21 protein-coding genes and 1 tRNA gene are annotated in these 22,392 nt (G+C 69.7%); 11 read left to right on the top strand and 11 right to left on the bottom strand.

The features are described 5' to 3' along the window. Positions 1-364, top strand: a 364-nt coding sequence (locus ACWGST_RS08040) for a hypothetical protein (protein ID WP_452046143.1), incomplete at its 5' end; no start/stop codon positions are given. Positions 365-852: 488 nt separating this feature from the next. On the opposite strand, the gene ACWGST_RS08035 is transcribed toward ACWGST_RS08040, so the two are convergent. The 3 genes from ACWGST_RS08035 to ACWGST_RS08025 form a co-directional block, all read right to left on the bottom strand. Continuing rightward, complete coding sequence (locus tag ACWGST_RS08035) at positions 853-2,184, bottom strand: RNA polymerase sigma factor (protein WP_452046142.1); 1,332 nt, start codon at positions 2,182-2,184, stop codon at positions 853-855. 29 nt (positions 2,185-2,213) lie between these two features. Next, positions 2,214-3,113 carry a YciI family protein gene (locus ACWGST_RS08030; RefSeq protein WP_452046141.1) on the bottom strand — a complete coding sequence of 300 codons (900 nt, stop codon included), beginning with the start codon at positions 3,111-3,113 and terminating at the stop codon, positions 2,214-2,216. 118 nt (positions 3,114-3,231) lie between these two features. Then, positions 3,232-3,972 carry a LysE/ArgO family amino acid transporter gene (locus ACWGST_RS08025; protein ID WP_452046140.1) on the bottom strand — a complete coding sequence of 247 codons (741 nt, stop codon included), beginning with the start codon at positions 3,970-3,972 and terminating at the stop codon, positions 3,232-3,234. 72 nt (positions 3,973-4,044) lie between these two features. On the opposite strand from ACWGST_RS08025, the gene ACWGST_RS08020 reads away from it, so the two are divergent. Further along, positions 4,045-4,989: a LysR family transcriptional regulator ArgP gene (locus tag ACWGST_RS08020; protein WP_452046139.1), complete on the top strand. Its 945-nt coding sequence runs from the start codon at positions 4,045-4,047 to the stop codon at positions 4,987-4,989. Positions 4,990-5,047: 58 nt separating this feature from the next. Here ACWGST_RS08020 and ACWGST_RS08015 read toward each other — a convergent pair whose 3' ends face one another. Further along, positions 5,048-6,274 carry a pyridoxal phosphate-dependent aminotransferase gene (locus ACWGST_RS08015; protein WP_452046138.1) on the bottom strand — a complete coding sequence of 409 codons (1,227 nt, stop codon included), beginning with the start codon at positions 6,272-6,274 and terminating at the stop codon, positions 5,048-5,050. Positions 6,275-6,442: 168 nt separating this feature from the next. Here ACWGST_RS08015 and ACWGST_RS08010 point away from each other — a divergent pair, with 168 nt between their 5' ends. From ACWGST_RS08010 to ACWGST_RS08000, 3 genes are all read left to right on the top strand, one after another. Continuing rightward, a complete protein-coding gene (locus tag ACWGST_RS08010; RefSeq protein ID WP_452046137.1) occupies positions 6,443-7,618 on the top strand; it encodes a hypothetical protein in 1,176 nt (391 codons plus the stop codon). A gap of 156 nt (positions 7,619-7,774) precedes the next feature. Then, the gene (locus ACWGST_RS08005) at positions 7,775-8,959 is read left to right on the top strand and encodes an LPXTG cell wall anchor domain-containing protein (RefSeq protein ID WP_452046136.1); all 1,185 of its coding nucleotides are present in this window, start codon (positions 7,775-7,777) and stop codon (positions 8,957-8,959) included. 132 nt (positions 8,960-9,091) lie between these two features. Then, positions 9,092-12,190, top strand: coding sequence for a hypothetical protein (locus ACWGST_RS08000; RefSeq protein WP_452046144.1), 3,099 nt, complete (start codon positions 9,092-9,094; stop codon positions 12,188-12,190). Here the strand turns inward: ACWGST_RS08000 and dgt are convergent. Continuing rightward, on the bottom strand, positions 12,118-13,647 hold the full coding sequence (gene dgt / locus ACWGST_RS07995; protein ID WP_452046135.1) for a dGTP triphosphohydrolase: 1,530 nt from the start codon (positions 13,645-13,647) through the stop codon (positions 12,118-12,120). The genes ACWGST_RS08000 and dgt overlap by 73 nt on opposite strands. A 240-nt stretch (positions 13,648-13,887) precedes the next feature. On the opposite strand from dgt, the gene ACWGST_RS07990 reads away from it, so the two are divergent. From ACWGST_RS07990 to rplA, 5 genes are all read left to right on the top strand, one after another. Further along, positions 13,888-13,960 (top strand) — tRNA-Trp (locus tag ACWGST_RS07990). Between the two features lie 40 nt (positions 13,961-14,000). Further along, positions 14,001-14,276, top strand: coding sequence for a preprotein translocase subunit SecE (secE, locus tag ACWGST_RS07985; protein ID WP_452046134.1), 276 nt, complete (start codon positions 14,001-14,003; stop codon positions 14,274-14,276). A 64-nt stretch (positions 14,277-14,340) separates the two neighbouring features. Beyond that, complete coding sequence (gene nusG, locus ACWGST_RS07980) at positions 14,341-15,273, top strand: transcription termination/antitermination protein NusG (RefSeq protein ID WP_452046133.1); 933 nt, start codon at positions 14,341-14,343, stop codon at positions 15,271-15,273. A 93-nt stretch (positions 15,274-15,366) separates the two neighbouring features. After that, entirely contained in the window at positions 15,367-15,795 is a 429-nt protein-coding gene (gene rplK / locus ACWGST_RS07975) for a 50S ribosomal protein L11 (RefSeq protein ID WP_022891467.1), read from the top strand. A gap of 101 nt (positions 15,796-15,896) precedes the next feature. Continuing rightward, the gene (gene rplA, locus ACWGST_RS07970) at positions 15,897-16,586 is read left to right on the top strand and encodes a 50S ribosomal protein L1 (protein ID WP_452046132.1); all 690 of its coding nucleotides are present in this window, start codon (positions 15,897-15,899) and stop codon (positions 16,584-16,586) included. Between the two features lie 105 nt (positions 16,587-16,691). Here rplA and ACWGST_RS07965 read toward each other — a convergent pair whose 3' ends face one another. Genes ACWGST_RS07965 through ACWGST_RS07955 form a run of 3 tightly spaced genes read right to left on the bottom strand, consistent with a single transcriptional unit; the run spans position 16,692 to position 18,815 of the window. Next, a complete protein-coding gene (locus tag ACWGST_RS07965) occupies positions 16,692-16,946 on the bottom strand; it encodes an SPW repeat domain-containing protein (RefSeq protein ID WP_452046131.1) in 255 nt (84 codons plus the stop codon). Between the two features lie 22 nt (positions 16,947-16,968). Continuing rightward, positions 16,969-17,238: an acylphosphatase gene (locus tag ACWGST_RS07960; RefSeq protein WP_452046130.1), complete on the bottom strand. Its 270-nt coding sequence runs from the start codon at positions 17,236-17,238 to the stop codon at positions 16,969-16,971. 56 nt (positions 17,239-17,294) lie between these two features. Continuing rightward, a complete protein-coding gene (locus tag ACWGST_RS07955; RefSeq protein ID WP_452046129.1) occupies positions 17,295-18,815 on the bottom strand; it encodes an APC family permease in 1,521 nt (506 codons plus the stop codon). A 181-nt stretch (positions 18,816-18,996) separates the two neighbouring features. Between ACWGST_RS07955 and ACWGST_RS07950 the strand changes: the two genes are divergently transcribed. Continuing rightward, positions 18,997-19,353: an iron chaperone gene (locus tag ACWGST_RS07950; RefSeq protein ID WP_452046128.1), complete on the top strand. Its 357-nt coding sequence runs from the start codon at positions 18,997-18,999 to the stop codon at positions 19,351-19,353. An 83-nt stretch (positions 19,354-19,436) separates the two neighbouring features. Here the strand turns inward: ACWGST_RS07950 and ACWGST_RS07945 are convergent, their stop codons facing one another. The 3 genes from ACWGST_RS07945 to ACWGST_RS07935 all read right to left on the bottom strand — a co-directional run bounded on the left by ACWGST_RS07945 (position 19,437) and on the right by ACWGST_RS07935 (position 22,385). Continuing rightward, complete coding sequence (locus tag ACWGST_RS07945) at positions 19,437-20,801, bottom strand: NAD-dependent succinate-semialdehyde dehydrogenase (RefSeq protein ID WP_452046127.1); 1,365 nt, start codon at positions 20,799-20,801, stop codon at positions 19,437-19,439. 83 nt (positions 20,802-20,884) lie between these two features. After that, positions 20,885-21,634: a cache domain-containing protein gene (locus ACWGST_RS07940; RefSeq protein ID WP_452046126.1), complete on the bottom strand. Its 750-nt coding sequence runs from the start codon at positions 21,632-21,634 to the stop codon at positions 20,885-20,887. Beyond that, a complete protein-coding gene (locus ACWGST_RS07935; protein ID WP_452046125.1) occupies positions 21,615-22,385 on the bottom strand; it encodes a GntR family transcriptional regulator in 771 nt (256 codons plus the stop codon). Before ACWGST_RS07935 ends, ACWGST_RS07940 begins: the two co-directional genes overlap by 20 nt. Positions 22,386-22,392: the final 7 nt, after the last annotated feature.

The raw sequence follows: 22,392 nt of genomic DNA, 5'->3' as shown, positions 1-22,392 counted from the left end.
ACTCGCTCGGGTAAGGCTTAGGCACAGCAACATCCTTCCAGCCCGCCCCGAAGAGCAAGCCAACTCAGATGTCACCTACTCGTGCAGCAGACCCAACACGCCGCTGATCTCGTTCACTTATGCACCGACGGACGAGTGGAAAAAGCAAGCGCCGACGTGGGAGGCTTTCGTCCCCGTAGCCACTGGCGGGATCCCGATTGGGATCGCCTTCGCAAGCTCGGTAAGAACCGGAAACTATGGACTGTTCGCCGCGGAGTTGGACCCCGAGAATGCCGGAAGCGTCGCTTTCGACACAGTCCTCTGGTTGGAGGCAGAGGATACATACTGGAAGAACGGTGGCTGGATTGCGCACGATGGCTGGTAACGCCGAGCGGAGTCATCTTCAACGATCAAGGAGGTTATGGCATGGGAGCGTTACGTACGCGATCTAGGCCGTTGCCGAAGCTCGTAGCTGCGGGATCTTGTGCGTTAGCTACATCGTCGGTGTTGTACTTGGCAAACGCTGCCCCACTCCCCTTCAGCGGATCCGATGCGACCTCCACCCCTCAGATGGTTCTGGTGGCGTCGCTCTTTCTGGCGATCGCGGGGGCTGTCGCCGCAGTCCTCCTGCTTGCCGCCTTTTTCGCGCTGAGACAGCACAGGTGGCCGAAATGGGTTGCAGTGGTCTTTGCACTACTGATGGTCACGACCGCGGTTGGTGCAGTGCCGTTGTACGTGGCATCCGGTGTGGCTGCCCTCGTTGGGAGTGTTCTGCTTTGGTTCCCCTCAGCGCGGAAGTTCTCGGCACGCCCGAACGAGGAGGCTCGACCTTAGGGGTTGCACGGACGTCACGCAGCCAGTGTGGCCGGCGAGTCAGCGATCGGGGCGGAGTTCGGCCGAGACGCCCAGCTCGGCGAGCCGTCGCTCGAGATACCGCCGCTCGGGCGCCGTCGGGGCGAGGGGGATCGCGTCGCGATACCGGGCCGCTGCGGCCTCCGCTCGGCCCGAGCGGCGAAGGAAGTCGGCCTGCGCCGCCGGCAACAGGTGGTACCCGGCGAGACGCTTCGACGACTCGAGCGCGGCGAGCGCCGCGAGGCCGGCGTCGGGGCCGTCGGCCATGCCGATCGCGATCGCGCGGCCGAGTTGGACGAACGGCGACGCGCCCTTCGTGAGCAGCGCGAGCTCGTCGTACCGGTGCACGATCGCCGGCCAGTCGGTCTGCGCCGCGGTGCGCGCCCGAGCGTGTACGGCCTGAATCTCGGCCTGCACCCGGTACGGGCCGCGCTCGGCCCTCGGGGCCGCTTCGAGCAGGGCGAGGCCCTCGGCGATGGACTCCCGGTTCCAGCGCTCGCGATCCTGTTCATCGAGGGGCACGAGCCCGCCGTCGGCATCGACTCGCGTCGCTGCCCGAGCGTGCTGCAGCAGCATGAGCGCCAGAAAGTCTCGCGGCTCGGCGGCGTCGGGCAGCAGCTCGACGACGAGACGAGTGAGCCGGATCGCCTCGGCGGCGAGGTCGACCCGCTGCAGTCGGTCGCCGGATGAGGCGACGTAGCCCTCGTTGTACACGAGGTAGAGCACCGCGAGCACCCCGTCGAGTCGATCGGGCAGGGCACCCGGCGGCGGCACACGATAGGGGATGCCCGCGTTCGCGATCTTGCGCTTCGCGCGCACGATGCGCTGCGCCATCGTCGCCTCGGGCACGAAGAAGGCGCGGGCGATCTCGCGCGTCTCGAGACCGCCGACCGTGCGCAGGGTGAGCGCGACGCGCGACTCGATCGGTAGCGCGGGGTGGGCGCACGTGAAGATGAGGCGCAGTCGATCGTCCCAGTCGGGCTCGTCGTGAGCGGCGGCGACCTCGGCCACGACCTCCGCCGGGTCCGGCGGCCCGGCGGCGCGCCCTGCGAGCGTCTCAGCAGACATCCACTCCCTGACCTTTCCCGACTCGACACCGCGCCGCCGCAATCGGTCGAGTGCGAGGTTGCGCGCGGCGGTCGTGAGCCACGCGCCCGGATTCGACGGCACGCCGTCGCGAGGCCAGGTGGTCGCCGCGCGCTCGAACGCCCCGGATGCCGCCTCTTCGGCGACATCCCAATCGCCCGTCGTGCGGATGAGCGTCGCGACGACGCGCGACCAGTCCGACTCGAACGCGGAGTGGAGGGCCGAGGCGACCTCGGGCGTGAGCACGTCGGCCCCGTCCTCCGGCATCGGCCCTCCCGCCGTCATCGGCCTGCGGCTCAGCGGCCTGCCCCCGCGACCGCGTCGAGTGCCTCGGCGGCGGCCGGTTCGACCCGGATGCCGCGTTCGGCTCCCTCCCGCGCGTGGCGGGCGACGTGGTCGTCGTGCACGTCGAACGGCCAGAGCGGGCGCAGTTCGAGCGTGCCGCCCCTGGCCATCGGATGCTTCGACGCCACCTCGATCGCCTCGGCGAGGTCGCGCACTTCGAGCAGGTCGAAGCCCGCGATCCACTCCTTCGACTCGGCGAAGGGGCCGTCGCTGACGAGCACCTCGCCACCGCGGCGGCGCACGAAGGTCGCGTCTTCGGGGCCGTGCAGCACCTCGCCGAAGAGGCGGGTGCCGCGGGCATCCATCTCGGTCACCCAGGCGTCGGGATCGTCGCCGACCTCGCTTTCGGCCGCAGCACCGCCGATTGCCGAAACCCCGTCGCCCGTCGCCGCTGCAGCTGCGTCCGCGACCTCCGTGCGCTCCTCCCCGCGCCCGGCGACCACGAGCATCAGATACCGGCGCCCCGTCACCGCTCGCTCGCGAAACCCCTCCGGCACGACGCGTGCCTCAGGGTCGGCGCCCGGCCACTGCATGAACGGCCGCACCTCCACCCGGCCGAAGGCGGCCGCGGGGTGACGCGACGCGATCTCGATCGCCTCGTCGAGGTCGGCGACGTCGATGATGTCGAAGCCGCCCATCGACTCCTTCGACTCGGTGAACGGCCCGTCGGTGACGAGCAGCTGCCCGTCACGGACGCGCACGGTCGTGGCGTCGTGGTCGGGCCGAAGCCGTTCGCCGTACTCCGAGGCGCCGCGGCCCTCGAGCTCGTCGACCCAGGCTCCGATATCGTCGTCGGCCGGAACGTAGGCGACGGGATCGTCGCCCTCTGCGTAGAACAGCGCGTATTCCATGGTGGAATCCTCTCTCTCGGTCACGCTACGCAAGTACGACGAACGGCGATAGTCGTTCTCGACACCTGCGCGGTGACCGGCGGGATCCGGTGCGGAGCTGGTCGGTGCGGCAGCCGGCTCAGTGCGGCAGCACGAGCATGACGCCGAGCGCGACCATGACGACGGCGATCACCGCGTCGAGCACACGCCACGCCTTCGGGCTCGCGAGCACGCCGCCGAGCAACCGCGCCCCGTACGCCAGCCCGAAGAACCACACGATGCTCGCGACGCCGGCACCCGCGGCGAACGCCCAGCGCGCGTCGCCGTGCGTGTTCGCAACCGAACCGAGCAGAAACACCGTGTCGAGGTACACGTGCGGGTTCAGCCAGGTGAGGGCGAGGCAGGTCAGCACGGCCGCGGCGAGGCCGGTGCGTCGCCGGGTACGGGTCGTCGTCGAAATGGATGTCGCGGGGCCCGCGCCCGTCGCCGGTGTCCCCGTCCGGGCAGGCACGGGCCCCGCGACATCCGCTTCGATCTCATGCTCGACCACCTCGATCTCGCGCTCGGCGGCCGCGACCTCGAGCGCCTCGCCGCTCGGCCTGATCGCGCGCCGTGCCGCGAGGAGCCCGTACACGACGAGGAACGCGGCGCCAGCCCAGCGGATGACATCGACGAGCCACGGCACGGCCGTGATCACCGCGCCGATGCCCGAGACGCCGACCATGATGAGCACGAGGTCGCTCAGCGCGCAGATCGCGGCGACCGCGAAGACGTGTTCGCGCCGGATGCCCTGTCGCAGCACGAACACGTTCTGCGCGCCGATCGCGACGATGAGCGAGAGGCCGAGGCCGAAGCCGGCGAGCACGGAGGAGACGGGCACGAGACGACCGTATGCCGTGCGTGGCGCATCATTCCAGCTCAAGATTCTTCATGCGCATTAGCATTGCTTCAGATGCAGATTCCGCTCGACCTCGCCCGCACGCTCGCCGTCGTCATCGACGAGGGCACCTTCGACGCGGCGGCGCGGCGGCTGCGCATCACGCCGTCGGCCGTCTCGCAACGCATCAAGGCGCTTGAGCAGCAGCTCGGCCGCGTGCTCGTCGTGCGCTCGAAGCCGGCCCGCGCCACCGAGGCCGGGGCGCCCATCGTGCGACTCGCCCGCCAGATCGCCCTGCTCGAACACGACACCGTCGCGGAGTTCGGGCTCGACGCGGCATCCGCTCGCCCCATCTCGCTGCCGCTCGCCGTCAATGCCGACTCGCTCTCGACCTGGTTCCTGCCGGCCCTCGCGCGCGTCGCCGAGCGGCACCCGGTCGTCTTCGACCTGCACCGCGACGACCAGGACTTCACCGCCGGACTGCTCGAGTCGGGCACCGTCATGGGCGCGGTCACCTCGCAGTCGACACCGGTGGCCGGATGCCTCGTGCGCCCGCTCGGCGTCATGCGCTACGAGGCCGCGGCGACGCCCGCGTTCGCGGAACGCTGGGGGCTGGTGCCGGGTGCGCCCGCCGTTGCGGAAGACGTCGCGCTCGCAGTCGCGCCGCTCGTCGACTTCGACCGGCGCGACGACCTGCAGCGGGCGCACCTGTCGGCGCAGGGCGTCGACCCCGATGCTCCGCCGCGACACTACGTGCCGGCGTCGAGCGACTTCGCGACCGCCGTCAAGCTCGGGCTCGGCTGGGGCATGCTGCCGGCGTTCCAGTCGGCCGACGAACTCGAGCGCGGCGCGCTCGTGCGACTCGGCGGGGCGCCGATCGACGTTCCCCTTTACTGGCAGCAGTGGAACCTGCGGTCGGTGCTGCTCACCGCCGTCGCCGACGAACTCGCCGCCGAGGCCCGAGCAGCCCTGGTCGTGCCTCGCTCCGGTCGCCGAGTGTCAACGCCCCGCGCCGAGTGATATCGCTCGCGGTGGGCCTGGGCGGCCGACCGTTAACACTCGGCGAAGAGAGCGCGCGCTACGCGAAGAGGCGCTGCAGGCGCTGCACGCCCTCGAGCAGTGGGGCGTCACCGAGGGCGTAGCTGAGGCGCAGGTAGCCCGAGGGGCCGAACGCCTCACCGGGCACCACGGCGACCTCGGCCTGCTCGAGAATCAGGTCGGCGAGCTCGAGCGAGGTCGTCGGGGTGACGCCGCCCCATTCGCGGCCGAGCAGCCCCGAGACATCGGGGTACACGTAGAACGCACCCTCGGGAACCGGCACCGTGATGCCGTCGATCTTCGAGAGCTCGGCGACGATCGTGCGGCGGCGGCGGTCGAAGGCGCGGCGCATCTCCTCCACGGCGTCTTGCGGGCCGTTGAGCGCGGCGATCGCGGCGCGCTGCGAGATGTTCGCGACGTTCGACGAGAGGTGCGATTGCAGGTTCGCGGCGCCCTTGATGATGTCGGCGGGTCCGACCATCCAGCCCAGTCGCCAGCCCGTCATCGCGTAGGTCTTCGCGACGCCGTTGACGAGGATCGTCTGGTTCGCGAGCGCCGGCACGGCCTCGACGATCGAGACGGCTCGCGGCGCAGGGGCATCCGCTGGGCCATCGATCGGGCCGTAGGTGAGGTTCTGGTAGATCTCGTCGGAGACGACCCAGATGCCGTGCTCGAGCGCCCACTCGCCGATCTCGCGCGTCTGCTCGGGGGAGTAGACGGCGCCCGTCGGGTTCGAGGGCGAGACGAAGAGCAGCACCTTCGTGCGCTCGGTGCGCGCCGCCTCGAGCTGGGCGACCGTGACGAGGTACCCCTGGTCGGAGCCCGCGAACACGTCGACCTGCACGCCGCCGGCGAGTTTGATCGCCTCGGGATATGTCGTCCAGTACGGCGTCGGCACGAGCACCTCGTCGCCCGGGTCGAGCAGCGTCTGGAACGCCTGGTAGACCGCCTGCTTGCCGCCGTTGGTCACGACGACCTGGGCGGGGGAGACCTCGAGGCCCGAGTCGCGCAGCGTCTTCGCGGCGACGGCCTCACGCAGCTCGGGCAGGCCGGCCGCGGGGGTGTAGCGGTAGTTCTTGGGGTCGTGCGTCGCCGCGAGTGCCGCCTCGACGATGTAGTCGGGCGTCGCGAAGTCGGGCTCACCCGCCGCGTACGAGATGACCGGGCGCCCCTCGGCCTGGAGGGCCTTCGCCTTCGCGTCGACCTTGAGGGTCGCGGACTCGGCGATGGCGGCGATGCGAGCAGAGAGGCGAGGGTGTTCGGTCACGTTGACAAGCCTACGGCGTGGGATGTCGCGTGGCACTGGTTGTGTCGAACGTCGCTGTACCCCGAATGGGGGTCACAGGGAAAAGTAATTGATTGATTACAATATGTCGAGCCCACGCGCACCTCATCGACTCCGCGCACACATCGATCAAGAGAGCAGGACCGTTCCATGGCCCGTGAACGACGCACCATCAGACTCGCCGCCATCGGAGCGGCCGTCGCCATGGGCGGTGGCCTCGCACTCGTGGGCGCTGCGCCGGCGCAGGCCGCCGACGCCGAAACGGTGCAGTTCGTCGCCGCGGGTGACATTCGACCCGACGCGACGACGTACGTGGGCTGGCATGACGGTGCCGCCGCCGGTGGCACCTACACCGATGTCGGGCCCGACAGTGGTCTCGACGTCACGGGCAAGGCGCAGATCCTCTTCGGCTTCGACGAGAACGCCGACAACGGCGACCTGCGAGAACTGATCGACGACGGCATCTACTGGGATGCTCCCGGCGCGTTCTTCCAGATTCCGCTCTTCTACGGCGCCGCCTCGGCGGCAACGCCCGACGATCGGCCGTTCACGACGCTTCGCCCCGCGGCCGCTTCGACCGACGGCGTGGAGCCCGATCAGCAGTGGACGACGAGTCGGGCCATCGCCGGCAGCCCGTACGCCGCGAATGCCACCGACACGCTCGAGAACCTGCTCACCGCGATCGAGGCCGCCGACCCCGCGGCCGATGACATCACGCTGCTCGGGTACGGCCTGTTCGTCGATGCGGGTCAGACCGTGCACCTCGACTGGGTCAAGTGGGGCACCGAGCTGATCTACTTCGGTCTGCCTCCGGCAGTCGAGCCGCTCGGTGCGCCTCGATTCGCGGACTCCGCTGCGGTCGCCGCCTACCTCGAGGGCGGCCACAACCGCGTCGTCGACGGCGGCACATTCACGCAGGGCACCGCCGGCGAGGTCTCCGTGCCGGGCGACGTCACCATGGGGCTGGTGTACTTCGACGTGTACGCCTACTCGGCCCCTGTTGCGGTCGGTGTCGCGCAGGCCGACAACACCGGCACCATCACGGTGCCGCTCTCGGTCGAGACGCTCGCCGCTCTCGAGCCCGGCGAGCACACGCTCACGATCACGCCGCAGTACTGGGAGAGCGGCGCGTTCGCGTTCGTGAACTTCACCGTCGTGGCGGCGCCCCCCGCTGCAGGCGCCGGCACGGGCGCGGCCGGCACCGCGGCGGGCACCGGTCTGGCCGCGACCGGGTTCGACGCGACGCTGCCGCTCGTGGGCGGCGCGCTGCTGCTCGCGGCCGGCGCGGTACTCGTCTTCCGTCGCCGCGGGGGTGCCTCGGCCTGACCGCAATTCCTGACAGGCGACCCCCGAACGGGGGCCGTAAGCGGAGAGATCCATCCGCTTATGATGAAGGCATTCACATGTACTGCATCGAGCTGCGCGAGAGCGCGGCTCGATGCATGTTCCCACGCAGCAATCACCAAGAGAGCAGGACCATTCATGGCCCGTGAACGACGCACCGTCAAACTCGCCGCCATCGGCGCGGCCATCGCCATGGGTGGTGGCCTCGCACTCGTCGGCGCCGCGCCGGCGCATGCCGCAGAGCCCGAGACAGCCGAGTACGTCGCCTCCACCGACATCCGCCCCGATGAGTCGACCTACATCGGTTGGCACAACGGTGCCGCGGCGGGAGGCTCGTACACCGATGCCGGTCCCGACAACGGCATCGACCTCACGGGCAAGGTGCAGATCCTCAACGGCTTCGACGCGGCCGTCGACAACGGCGACCTGCGCGACCTGATCGACGACGGCATCTCGTGGAACGCGGGCAACGCCTTCTTCCAGATCCCGCTCTTCTACGACAACGCGGCCGGCGACCAGCAGTACACGACGCTGCGCCCCGCGAGCACGAGCGCGTACATGGTCGACCCGGCAGAGCAGTGGACGACGAGCAAGGCCATCGGTGGCACCTACGCAGCGAATGCCACCGACACGCTCGACAACTTGCTGACCGCGATCGAAAGCTCGAATGCCGACGACGACATCGTGCTCCTCGGCTACGGCGTGTTCGTCGATGCCGGACAGACCGGATACCTGTACAACATCAAGTGGGGTGCCGACCTGACCTACTTCGGTCAGCCGCAGGACGTACCCGAGCTCGCTGACGCCCCCTTCGCCGACTCCGCCGAGCTCGCCGACTACATCGAGAACGATTACGAGGGCACGATCTACGACGGCGGCACCTTCACGCAGGGCACGGCCGGTCAGGTGTCGGTCGACATGGGCGACGCGTGGGAAGGCGCCGGCGCATGGGCGGCGTTCACCTACTTCGGTGTGTTCGCGTACTCGACCCCCGTCCCCGTCGGCGTGTTCCAGACGGACAACACCGGCGTCCTCACCGTGCCGCTGTCGGTTGAGACGCTCGCCGCGCTCACGCCCGGCGAGCACTTCCTCACGGCCACCTACAGGTACGGCGACGGCGACGGCGAGGGCGAGCGCAACTACGCCGACGCGATCGTGAAGATCACCGTCGTCGCGGCTCCCGCGGCCGCTGGAACCGGCTCGGGCGGCTCCGGCCTCGCCGAGACCGGGTTCGACGCGACGCTTCCGCTCGTGGGCGGCGCGCTGCTGCTCGCGGCCGGTGCGGTGCTCGTCTACCGTCGTCGCGCAGGCGCTTCGGCCTGAGGGCTGAGGTTCGGCTCCAGGTGAGCTGAGCACACGGTCACAGGGCCGTGCAGATGCCACGAGGCATCCGCACGGCCCTGTTTCATGCCCAAACTGGGACAATCGTCCCAGTGTTGCTACGCTGCTCGGGTGATGGCGCGAACCCGACGGAGACTGCTCGCCGGCGTCGCGCTCACGGTGCTCGTGGCGCTGGGCGCCGGTGTCGCCGTCGTGCTCGCCGATGAACTCGGCATTCGCAGCGAGGCGTCCGACGTGCCGACCGAAGTGCTCGCGGCCGCGCCCGAGACCCCGTCGATCGCTCCGCCCGAGTTCACCTCGATCAGTGCGCCGGCGACGCTCCGCCTGGGGCTCGCCGTCGACGAGCTGCGCGACGCCGTCGCGGGCGCAGAGAAGCACACCGGCACGGCGACGCTCGAGGTCGTCATCGAGGGCGCAGAAGCCGCCACCGACGAGACCGACGAGACAGACGAGACCGACGCCACCGACGCCACCGACGAGACCTACCGCCTCGAAGGCACCCCCGACGCGCTCCGCGTCGTCGCGGCCTCCGAGGCCGGTGCCGTGCTCGGCGTCTACGACCTCGCCGCCGCCGTTCGCGACCGTCGGAGCGTCGCCGAGCGCTTCGGCGAGATCGTCGAGTCGCGCCTCGGGTTCCGCATGGTCGACCTCGGCGCCGTCGGCGTGACGGTCGACGAGGCCGAGTGGGCGGCGGGCGACGACTACTCGCACAACTCGAAGGCATTCGCCGATGTCATCCTCGCCGACGCTCCGTACATCGACGAGACCGCGCTCGCGGTCGCCCGCACCGACTTCGAGGCGTTCGTGCGCCACGCGCTCGCCGAGGGCTACAACGCGATCGCGATCCCCGGCTTCGTCGAGTACCTGACCTTCGACGGTGTCGGCGACGGCAGCGCCGTCTATGAAGAAGGCGACTCCCACGTCGCCCGCGCCATTGCGATGCGCGAGGCGTTCGGGCCGATGTGGGAGTACGCCCACGACGCGGGCCTCGACGTCTACTTCCGCACCGACATGCTGACCCTCACCACGCCGCTCGAGGAGTACCTCGTCGACCGCTTCGGCGGCCTCGCCACAGACGACCCCGAGTTCTGGCAGGTCTACTCGGCCGGGCTCGACGAGCTGTACGCCGCGATGCCCTACCTCGACGGCGTGCTCATCCGCATCGGCGAGGCCGGCCGGGTCTACGACCTGCCGGGGTGGGACTACTACTCGAAACTCGCGGTCACGACGGTCGACTCGGTGCGCGCGATGCTCACCGCGCTGACCGAGCAGGCCGAGCGCGTCGATCGCGAGGTGATCTTCCGCACCTGGAGCGTGGGCGTCGGCGCCGTCGGCGACATGCACACGAACGACGCCTCGTACGAGGCGGTGCTCGGCGGCATCGACTCCGACGCGCTCATCGTCTCGACGAAGTACACCCTCGGCGACTTCTACAGCCACCTGCCGCTGAACCACACGCTCGAGATCGGCGAGCAGCGCCGCATCGTCGAGTTCCAGAGCCGGCGCGAGTTCGAGAACTTCGGCGCCTTCCCGAACGACCTCGGCGTGCTCTACCAAGAGGCGCTCACGCGGTTCATCGCGGCGAACCCGCGGGTCGAGGGCATCTGGACGTGGACGCAGGACGGCGGCCCCTGGCGCGCCGGCCCCCTCTCGCTCGAGCAGAAGGCGGGCTTCTGGCAGCTCTACGAGCTGAACACCGAGCTCGCGGTGCGCCTCGCGCGCGACCCCGCCGCCGACCCCGCCGAGATCACGGCCGACTGGGCGCGGCGCTGGTTCTCGGACGACCCGGCGACCGTGCGTGCGATCGGCGAGGTGATGGCCGACTCGCGCGCCGCGATCACCGACGGCCTCTACATCGGCCCGTTCGCCGATCGCCGGGTCTTCGCGATCGGCCTCGAACCGCCGCCCATGATGTGGATCTTCGAGTGGGACATCCTCACCGGCGACAGCGCCGTGCTGAACGTCATCTACGAGATCAGCCGCGGGCAGCTCGACGAGGCGATCGCAGGCGGCGACCGCGCGATCGCCGCCGTCGAGCGCATGCAGGCTTCCATTCAGGCGACGGATGCCTCGGCCTGGCGCGACCCCGCGCTGCGCACAGCCTTCGTCGACACCCTCGACTACCAGGCCAACACCTACGCGATGCTCGGCGACTATCGCGCGATGTTCCTGCGTCAGGCGCAATGGCACGATACCGGCGACCCGGCCGCCTACGAGCGGTGGGATGCTGCGCGGCAGGCGTTCGAGGCATCCGCCGCCGCTCATGAGGCCGCCTACGCCGGCGACCCGTACCTGCCGGCGTACAACCTCACGGCCGCCGAGCTCGGCGTCGAGCGCGCCGTGCGCGACCTGCCGATGGCCTGGGCCGCGCGCATCCTGCTGGTGCTCCTCGTGGCCTGGCTCGGCTACGGCCTGGTGCCGGTGTTCGCCCGTCGCGCGTGGCCGGGTGCCCGCGCCGCGCGCGCCCTCTGGGCGGCCGCCACGCGGCCGTGGCGTGCCCGCGAAGTGGTCGAGGGTCTCGGGCGACTCGATCGTGCGCTGCTCGTTGCCGTGCCCGCGGTGGCGCTCGTCGCGAGCCGCGGCATCCAGACCTGGTTCCTGGCGCCCTCGCATCTGCTCGTGACCCTCGGCGGCTGGGCCGTGTTCGTCGCCGTGCTCCGGCTCGCCCTCGGCCGCCGCTCGATGCAGCCGGTGCTGGCCGCCGTCGGCGGCGCGGCGACGCTGCGCGTGGTGCTGCTGCTCGCGGTGCTCTCGCCGACCGGGCCCGGCGGGTACTGGTTCGAGTTCTGGACCAACCCGATCGGCCGCTCGATCTACATCGCGATCGCCTTCGCGGCGTTCGGTTGGGTCGTGGTCGCCGCGGCCTGGGCGTTCGCCGTCGAGCGGGGCGCACTGCGGGCCGCCGGCGCGGTCGTCGCGGGCATCGGCGCGGTGCTCGCGGTGTTCGGCTCGCTCATCGGGCTGATCGGCCTCGAGACGGCGCTGACCGCGTGGAACGACGAGATGGCCCTGCTGCCGTGGGGGCTCTCGCGCATCCTCGGCATCAGCGTCTACCTCGACATCCCCGCCGACACGGCGTGGTGGGCGGCGATCGCCGGCGTCGTGCTCGTGGTGGTCGGCGCGAGCTGCGTCGCCCTGGCTCAGAGGTTCTGGCCGATGTCCCACAGCCGGTCGGGACGCCCGTCGAGGGCCTCCGACACCGCGAGCGCCTGATCGTCGGAGAGCGACGCGACGTAGTCGATGACGCCCCGGCCCACGCCGAGGCGGCGCACGTCGCCGGCCGCGGGGATCGGCACGCCGTCGGGCCGGCCGTCGCGAAGCGCGGCGTACCCGTCGGTCGCGATCTCGATGAGCTCCTTCAAGCGCTGCGGCACGCGCTCGCGATCGTGTTCGTCGGTCGCCCACGCCGAGAGCCCCTTGACCGCTCGGGCGAGCACGCGGCTCAGGCCGCGCTGGTACATGACGATGTCGGCGCGATCGAGGATGAAGTGCCGGTGCACGAACTTCAAGATCTCGACCTCATGCCAGGCGCGCCGGTCGAGGGTCACGAGCCCCGAGCGCGCGACATCGCGGGGTGCGGGCACGACCGACGACTGCAGGTGGCTGATCCAGCGGTTCGTGAACGACGAGAGCGCCCGCTCCGAGGCGATCGACCCGTCGAACGAGGTCGCGAGCAGGCCGTCGACGAGATCGTCGGCGACCACGTCGACCGCTGCGGCGAAGGCGTCGTCGTCGGCGATCCACGGGTCGTCGCGGGCGAACTTGCGGCGCAGCGTCTCGAGGGCGCTGCCAGGCGGGGCCGTGCGGGCGGCGAGGGCGGCGTCGTCGAGTCCGCGCAGCTGCGACCACGACCGGGCCCAGCCGCGGAACTCGCGGGCGACGGCGCCCTGGCTCAGCACGCCGGCCCGGTAGAAGTCGTCGACGTCGTGGATCGAGTAGGCGACGTCGTCGGCGATGTCCATGATCGAGCACTCGAGCGACTGCTGCAGGGGCTGCTGCGTCGGCAGCGACGCCGCGCGGGCCTGCTCGAGGTCGAGCGCGTCGATGCCGTACGCCGAGAACTTGACCACGTCGACGCCCTGCGCCGTGCGGCGGAGCCCGCGCGGCAGCGGGCCGTCGCCGAGCGCCGCGGCGTCGGCGTAGCGCGTCCACGGGTACTTCGCGACGGCCGTGCGCACGGCGGCGGTGAGGTTCAAACCCCTCGGCGCAGCCTCGCTCACGTCGAGCGCGGTCAGGATGCGGTAGCTCTGCGCGTTGCCCTCGAAGCCGTCGACGAGCCCGAGCGTCTCGCGCGAGAGCCGGTCGAGCACGCGCTCGCCGAGGTGGCCGAAGGGCGGGTGTCCGAGGTCGTGCGCGCTCGCCGCGGCCTGCACCACGACGGCATCGCAGCCGTGCTCGAGTGCGAAGTCGCGACTCGGCGACGAGGCATCCGTCATGCTGACCGCGATCGCCCTCGCGACCGCCGTCACCTTGATCGAGTGCGTGAGCCGGTTGTGGATGAGCGGCCCGGCGCCCGGCTGCGCGATCACCTGGGTGACGGCCGAGAGCCGTGAGAAGTACGGCGAGAAGCGGATGCGTTCGAGATCGAGGCGGAACTGCGAGTGCTCGCCGGTGACCTCGGCGCTGCTGCGCGGCTCTGCGGTGAGGCGCGATGCGCGGTCGACGGTCATGCCACCAATCTAGGCCGATCGCATGGTCGGCGAGGGCAGAGTGGATGCCTCGTGGCCGCTCGCCGCCCCGGGGCATCCGCTCAGCTTTACTCTGCCAGCGGCGTCGCATACACTTGGTGAGGTTGCTGAAGTCAGCCAAGATTCTCTGCGCCTATTTTCGGGCATTCACCTGGTGAGAAACGCAGTGAATCGTGGCGCTCCGGCAACCGTGGAACACCCCCGGTCACCCGGTCGTTCCATAGGGCGGTGGCTCAATTGGTAGAGCAGCGGTCTCCAAAACCGCAGGTTGCAGGTTCGAGTCCTGTCCGCCCTGCGAGCCGGCAGCGAATGCCGGCCCACGAAAGGTGTACAAGGTGGCACGCAAAGTAATCGACGAACCGAGTGAAGACGTCGTCGCCAACGCGAAGCGCGATCGCGCGGCACGTCGGAATCCCTTTGCGCGCGTCGCATTGTTCATCCGGCAGGTCATCGCCGAGCTGAAGAAGGTCGTCACCCCGACCCGCAAAGAGCTCGTCAGCTTCACGGTGGTCGTGCTCGTGTTCGTCATCATCATGATGGCGATCGTGTGGGGGCTCGACCAGCTGTTCGGCTTGCTGGTGCTGTACGTCTTCGGAACACCGGGGGTCTGATCGGGCCTTCGGGTTCGACGGATCCGGTCGCCGCTGGCGCCCCGGAGAAAAGGATTGAAGAGAAGTGTCAAGGACTGAGCACGACGACGTCGACTGGGCCACGGCTGCCGAGCAGTCGGCCGAAGACGACGAGGCGCAGACGGGCAACACCCTCGAGCACGACGAAGAGTCGGTCGAGCCGGCCGAGCAGCGCGCCGTGCACGTCGTCGACGACGGCGACGAGGGCGGCATCGCCGACCTCGACGCAGTGCTCGACGCCATTGCCGAGTCGGCCGATCCCGAGGCCGACGCCGTCGTCGACGATGCCCTCGACATCGACTCCGTCGAAGAGGCCGAGGCCGCCGTCGAAGCCGTCATCGAAGAAGACGAAGAGCAGGCCGACCCCTACGCGGAGTTCCGCGCCGAGCTGCGGTTCCTGCCCGGCAAGTGGTATGTCATCCACTCCTACGCGGGCTTCGAGCGCCGCGTGAAGGCGAACATCGAGCAGCGCCGCGAGTCGATGGCCATGGCCGACTACATCTACCAGGTCGAAGTGCCGATGGAAGACGTCGTCGAGATCAAGAACGGCCAGCGCAAGATGGTCACGCGCGTCCGCATCCCCGGCTACGTGCTCGTGCGCATGGACCTCAACGAGGACTCGTGGTCGGTCATCCGCCACACGCCCGGTGTCACCGGCTTCGTGGGCAACGCGCACAACCCGACCCCCCTCCGTTTCGAAGAGGCCTTCGGCATGCTGAAGAGCCTCGTCGAGATCAAGGACGTCGCTCCCGTCAAGGGTGCGAAGGGCGGGGCCGCCACCGGTGCGGCCCGTGCGATCCCCGCCGAGGTCGACTTCGAGGTCGGCGAGACGATCACCATCAAAGACGGCTCGTTCGCGGGCCTGCCCGGCACGATCAGCGAGATCAAGCCCGAGAGCGGCAAGCTCATCGTGCTCGTCTCGCTCTTCGAGCGCGAGACCCCGGTCGAGCTCAGCTTCGACCAGGTCACCAAGCTCTAGCTTCACAACCCCACAGATCACCGCATCCCGGAACGGCCGGGTTGCGGGAGAGTGCCCCGGCAACCGGGGCGTTCGAACAGAAAGAGAGAAATCATGGCACCGAAGAAGAAGGTCACCGGTCTGATCAAGCTTCAGATCAAGGCCGGCGCCGCGAACCCGGCCCCGCCCATCGGCCCGGCCCTGGGTCAGCACGGCGTGAACATCATGGAGTTCTGCAAGGCCTACAACGCGGCGACCGAAGCCCAGCGCGGCAACGTCATCCCCGTCGAGATCACGGTCTACGAAGACCGCTCGTTCACCTTCATCCTGAAGACCCCGCCCGCCGCCGAGCTCATCAAGAAGGCTGCCGGCGTCGCCAAGGGTTCCGGCGTTCCCCACACCACCAAGGTCGGCAAGCTGACCCAGGCACAGGTGCGCGAGATCGCCGAGTCGAAGATGGTCGACCTCAACGCGAACGACCTCGACGCAGCGTCGAAGATCATCGCGGGCACCGCTCGCTCGATGGGCATCACGGTCGAATAAGGCCTCGGCGGATGCCACGCGGCGTCCGTTCACCAGAACTCAGCATTCAGTGGCAGCGCCCGCCAGGCGCAGATGACCACACTCTCTCAAGGAGAAGCAACATGGCAAAGAAGTCAAAGGCCTACCGCGCCGCGGCCGACAAGATCGAAGACGGCAAGTTCTACACCCCGAACGAGGCAGTGGCCCTCGCGAAGCAGACCGGTTCGGCGAAGTTCGACTCGACCGTCGAGGTCGCGCTGAAGCTCGGCGTCGACCCCCGCAAGGCCGACCAGATGGTGCGCGGCACCGTCATCCTCCCGCACGGCACCGGCAAGACCGCTCGCGTCATCGTGTTCGCGACCGGCCCCGCTGCCGAGGCTGCCATCGCAGCCGGCGCTGACGAGGTCGGCGGCGCCGAGCTCATCGAGAAGGTCGCCGGCGGCTACACCGCGTTCGACTCGGCGGTCTCGACCCCCGAGCTCATGGGCCAGGTCGGCCGTCTCGGCAAGGTGCTCGGCCCGCGCGGCCTCATGCCCAACCCCAAGACCGGCACCGTGACCCCGAACGTGGGCCAGGCCGTCTCCGACATCAAGGGCGGCAAGATCGAGTTCCGCGTCGACAAGCACGCCAACGTGCACTTCGTCGTCGGCAAGGCCTCGTTCTCGCAGGAGCAGCTCGAAGAGAACGCCAAGGCGGCTCTCGAAGAGGTGCTGCGTCTGAAGCCGTCGAGCTCGAAGGGCCGCTACATCCAGAAGGGCGCCGTGTCGACCACGTTCGGCCCCGGCATCCCGCTGGACGTCAACGCCATCTAGTCTCACCGCAGACTGCACGAAGGGCTCGCCGGGAAACCGGCGGGCCCTTCGTCGTTCCTGCCGTGCGATCGCCGGCGTTCAGGACGGGTTCGGTTCAGGACGGTTTCAGTGCGTCACGGCGTCGTGGTGCGCCTGCGTGCTCGGCGGGATGGCCAGCACTGCGGCGACGAGCGCGACCGCACCGCAGATCCACGACATCCACGCGGCACCGAAGGTCATGGCGTCGGCGTAGCCGCCGAACCACGGCGAGACGATGAGCAGCACGCCGAGCGCCGCCTGCACGTACTCCATCGCGACCATCCCCGGCAGTGCGAGGTTGACGACTCCGGAGATGATGAGCAGCGCGCCCAGTACGAGCATCAGCGCGAGCGCCGCCGTCGTTTCATCCGATGATACGGAAACCGGCTTCGCCGGTCGGCTCGAGTGCCGCGACATCCATGCCATCGACGACCGAGCCCGGCGGGCCGGTCGCGAGCCAGTCGAGCATGGCGGCGACGGATGCCTCGTCGCCCTCGACATCGGCCTCGACCGCGCCGCCCGGGCGATTGCGCACCCAGCCGGCGACTCCGAGTCGCACGGCCTCACGGCGCGCGGAGAAGCGGAAGCCCACGCCCTGCACGATCCCGTGCACGAGCACGTGTCTGCGGATCATGCGTCCAGCGTAGGCCTCCGCCTCGAAGAGACTGGGGCCGGTCCCCGCCGATTCCCCTACACCCGGTCGACGACGCGCGTCGCGCCCGTGCGCAGGCGGATCTCGTCGGCGACGACGATCGCGTCGCCCGACGGTGCATCCGACTTGCGATCGGGGCGGGCGATGAAGAGGTACAACAGGCCGGTGACCACGACGACGCCGAGACCGATCAGCACGACGTAGTCGGTGAAGAAGTCGCCGGTGGTACCGGGCACCGAGATCAGCACCATCGCGAAGACGCCGTAGGCGAGCGCGATCACGTTGACCGCGAAGCCCCAACGGCCGAGCGAGAACGGACCGGCCGGTTTCCAGCCCTTCATGCGCTGGCGCAGCGCGGCGAGCACGACCATCTGGAACGCGAGGTAGATGCCGAGCACCGCGAAGGCGGTGACCGGAACCAGCAGGTCGTTGTTCGCCCAGATGAGCACGGCGATGAGGGCGGGAACCGTGCACGCGACGATGAGGGCGTTCGCCGGCACCTTCGTGGTCGGCGACACCTTCGCGAGCCAGCGGTGGCCCGGGATCATGCCGTCGCGGGCGAAGGAGAACAGCAGCCGGCTCGCCGCGGCTTGCAGGCTCAGCACGCACGAGAGGAACGCCGTGATCGCGACGACGAGGAAGGCCTTCGCGCCGACGGTGCCGAGCGTCGCCTCGAGGATGCCGGGGATGGGGTCGGCGTCCTCGCCGCTGACGATCGACGCGAGGTCGGGCGCCGCGAGCACGTAGCCGCCGAACGAGAAGAGCGCCGAGACGCCGCCGACGAGGATCGTCAGCATCATGGCCTTGGGGATGCGACGCGCGGGGTTCGCGACCTCCTCGGCGACGTCGCCGCAGGCCTCGAAGCCGTAGAAGAGGAAGAGGCCCGCGAGGGCGGCGCCCAGGAAGGCCGTCACGTAGCTGCCGTCGCCCTGCACGCCCATGGTGTCGAAGAAGACGCTGAACTCCTGCTTGCGCTGGAAGATCAGCAGGTAGAGACCGAGACCGATCACGCCGATGAGTTCGGCGGCGAGGCCGATGCGGGCGACGCGGGCGAGCCACTTCGTGCCCGTGAAGTTGATGGCGAGGGCGATGACCAGGAAGCCCAGCGTCAGCCACAGCGTGGAGTCGTTGGTGTGCTCGATGCCGAACAGGCTCGCGGCGAACCCGGAGCCGAACTCGGCGACCGCGGTGATCGTCACGATCATGGCCCAGATGTACACCCAGGCCGCCATCCACGCGTAGCGCCGGCCCCAGAGGCGACGGGCCCACGGGTAGATGCCGCCGTGGATGGGGTACTGCGAGACGACCTCGCCGAACACCAGCGAGACGAGGAGCTGGCCCGTTCCGACGATGACGATCCACCAGATCGAGGGCGGCCCGCCGATCGAGAGGGCCACCGCGAAGAGCGAGTAGACGCCCACGAGGGGGGAGAGGTAGGTGAAGCCGAGGGCGAAGTTCGCCCAGAGGCTCATCGATCGGTTGAACGTGTCCTCGTAGCCGAGCACGCTGAGGTGTTCGCCGTCGGAGAGGCCTGCTGCGGGCCCGCGATCTTCAGACATTTCTGCCTTCCATGTCATCGCTGCGCCGGACCCCCCTACCGGCGGCACCACATCTTCGTGGTGCCGCGCCAGCTTAGCCAGACATCCGGTAGCAAAGCTATAGTTCCGGATGATTTGTTGACGACATGCGTTCAACGAGCGATCGGATGCCGCGGCATCCGCTCGGCGTACCATGGCGACCATGGGGGAAGTGAGCGACTACATCGCCGGGCTCGACGCACCCGAGCGCGACGTCATGGAACGCATCAGGGCGAGGGCGGTCGCGCTCGTGCCCGACGCGGTCGAGGGGGTGAGCTACGGCATGCCGGCGTTGCGGTACCGGGATTCACCGCTGCTCAGCATCATGAAGGCGAAGGCGCACATCGGGCTCTACCCCTACAGTCCGCCCGTCATCGAAGCCGTCTCGGCGGAGCTCGAAGGGTACTCGTGGTCGAAGGGCACCATCAGGTTCACGCCCGAGCAGCCGCTGCCCGACTCGCTCGTCGACCGTATCGTGCTGTTGCGCCGCGACGAGATCGACGAACGGAAGCCGCGCTGAGACCCTTCGACAGGCTCAGGGCGGCGCGCCGGATGCCCCGGGGCAGGGCCCCGGGGCATCCGATCAGTGCGCGTTCGCGGTGATCAGCCGATGCGGATCATCTTCTTGTTGACGAACTCGTCGGCGCCGAAGCGGCCGAGCTCGCGGCCCGAGCCCGAGCGCTTGACGCCGCCGAAGGGCAGCTCGGCGCCGTCGGCCCCGACGACGTTCACGAAGACCATGCCGGCCTCGATCCGGTCGGCGACGCGCAGCGCCTGCTCGGAGTCGGTCGTGAAGACGTAGGAGCCCAGGCCGAACGGCGTGTCGTTCGCGAGCTCGATCGCCGCGGCCTCGTCGGCGACCTTGAACACCTGCGCGACCGGGCCGAAGAACTCCTCGTGGAAGGCGTCGGAGCCGGGCTTGACGTCGGTGAGGATCGTGGCCGAGTAGTAGTTGCCGTTCTTCTGGCCGCCCGAGTGGAGCGTGGCGCCCTGTGCGACGGCGCGCTCGACCTGCTCGGCGAGCCCGTCGGCGGCCTTGGCCGACGAGAGCGGGCCGAGTGCCGTGCCGGCCTGGGCGGGGTCGCCCTCGACGACCTCGCTCATCGCGGCCGTGAACTTCTCGAGGAAGGGCTCGTAGAGCTCTTCGACGACGATGAAGCGCTTGGCCGCGTTGCACGCCTGGCCGTTGTTGTCGACGCGGGCGAAGACGGCGGCGCCGACCGTGGCGTCGAGGTCGTCGGTCGAGAGCAGGATGAACGGGTCGGAACCGCCGAGCTCGAGCACGACCTTCTTCAGGTGACGCCCGGCGATCTCGGCGATCGCGGCGCCGGCGCGCTCGGAGCCCGTCAGCGAGACGCCCTGCACGCGCGGGTCGGCGATGACCTGCGCGATCTGGTCGTGCGAGGCGTAGATGTTGATGTATGCGCCCTCTGGGAACCCGGCGTCGAGGAAGATCTGCTCCATCGCGGCGGACGACTCGGGGCACTGCTCGGCATGCTTCAAGAGGATCGTGTTGCCGATGATGAGGTTCGGGCCGGCGAAGCGGGCGACCTGGTAGAACGGGAAGTTCCACGGCATGATGCCGAGCAGCGGGCCGAGCGAGGAGCGGCGGATGAGAGCGGAACCCTCGCCGGCCAGCAGCTCGATCTGCTCGTCGGCCAGCAGCGACTCGGCGTTGTCGGCGTAGTACTCGTAGATCGCCGCGGCGAATTCGACCTCGCCCACGGCCTGCTCGATGGGTTTGCCCATCTCGCGCACGATGATCTCGCCGAGCTCCTGGGCGCGCTCGTTGTGCAGTTCGGCGACGCGGCGGATGAGCGCGGCACGCTCGGCGACGGTCGAGTTCTTCGACCACGTGCGGTGCGTCTCGGTGGCCTTCGCGATGGCGGCCTGCAGCGCTTCGTCGGAGATCGTGTCGAAGGACTCGACCGTCTCACCGGTTGCGGGGTTGATCACGGCATAGCTCATGGGGTTCTCCTTCTCGGGTGCACTCACTGCACTCGCGCCAGAGTTCGTCTGCCGCCGTGCATACGCTCGCCTTCAAAGATATATCAGCGGATGATTCGAATCGACCCGGATGCCGCAGGGTCGACGAGCACCCGCAGCGGCATGCCCGGGCACGGCTCGCCGGGGCCGCCGGGGTCGGTCAGCTGGCCCACCTGCAGCGTCGGCTCGGTGGACAGCACGACACGGCCCTCGTCGTTCACGAGTGCGAGCGGCGTCGGCACATCGAGGAACGCGGCGAGGAGCTCGCTCTCGAGTCGGCGCACCGAGACGTCGGCGCCGATGACGCCGACCATGCGCGTGCCGCCCGGGCCGCCCGTGGCGTGCACGGGCATCGTCATCGTCAGGATGTAGTCGCACGTGCAGAGGTGGTCGACGTAGGGGCCGGTGACGTGCGCGTGCCGGGTCGTCGCGGGGATGCGGTACCACTCGAGCGCCCTGAAGTCGCGGAGGTACTCGGTGTACCCCCGAGTGGTGAGATCGAGCCGGCTCGGCTCGGTCGTCGAGCCGAGCACGGGGTTGGCGTCGAGCGGGCCGAGCCACCACGCGAAGTGCACGTCGCGGCCGTGCACGATCTCGCCGTCGGCGATGAATCCGGCGCCGACCAGCAGCGGGTCGGGCTCGGTGAGGCGGGGGAGCACGAGCTCCGAGACGACGGTGTCGAGGGCGGCGGGGCGCACGTCGGGTGCGCCGCCGATGAGCCGCTCGATCGGAGTGCGCCACGCGGCGAGCTGGTCGAAGACGCTCGTGAACACGGCGCCGACCGCGGCGGCGACGTCAGGCGCTGACCGGCTCATCGAGAGCGTCTCCCCGTTCGATCCTGGCCTTCGCCGCGAGCAGCGGCACCGAGAGGCCGCCCACGAGATCGCCGGCGGATGCGCGTGCATCGGCCGGCCGCCGGGCGGCGATGGCGCGCACGATGCGGCGATCGAGCGCCGCGGCATCCGCTCGTCGCTCCTGGTTGTCGAGGCCGAGCAGCAGGAGCGGGCCGAACTCCGCTTGCAGCCGGATCTGCTCGCGGACCAGCCGGGCCGATTGGCTGAGCACGGCGACCTCGAGGAAGAAGCCGCCCTGATTGGTGCGAGCGGATGCCGCGGTGCCGAAGTCCGCCGCGGCCAGCCATGCTGCGAGGCGCTCGGCATCTCCGGCGGATGCGCGCTCGGCGGCGCGTTCGGCGATGCCCGCGAGGATCGCGCCGAAGTAGACGGCCATGTCGCTGAGTTCGACCTGGGCGAGTCCGCGGAGTCGCGCGGTGATGAGCGAGTGGTGGTCGGCGTCGTCGGCGACGACGAAGCTGCCGCCCTCGCGTCCGCGTCGGGTCGCGACGAGCCCGGCTTCGCGCAGGATCCCGAGGCCCTCGCGCACGGTGATGAGGGCGACGCCGAAGCGGCGGGCGAGTTCGGGTTCGCTCGGCAGGCGTTCGCCGGCTCCGAGCACCCCGAGCACGATACCGTCGGTGAGGCGCTGCGCGACCTGCTCGGCGCGGCCGGTGTCGGCGAGCTGTGCGAACACGGCTTCGCGCGCACCCGGCCCCACCCTCGACTCCATGCGTTCA

Source organism: Agromyces sp. NPDC055520, from assembly GCF_053619715.1.
Note: the sequence above shows the minus strand (reverse complement) of the source record. Positions and strands in the feature narration are given on the sequence as shown.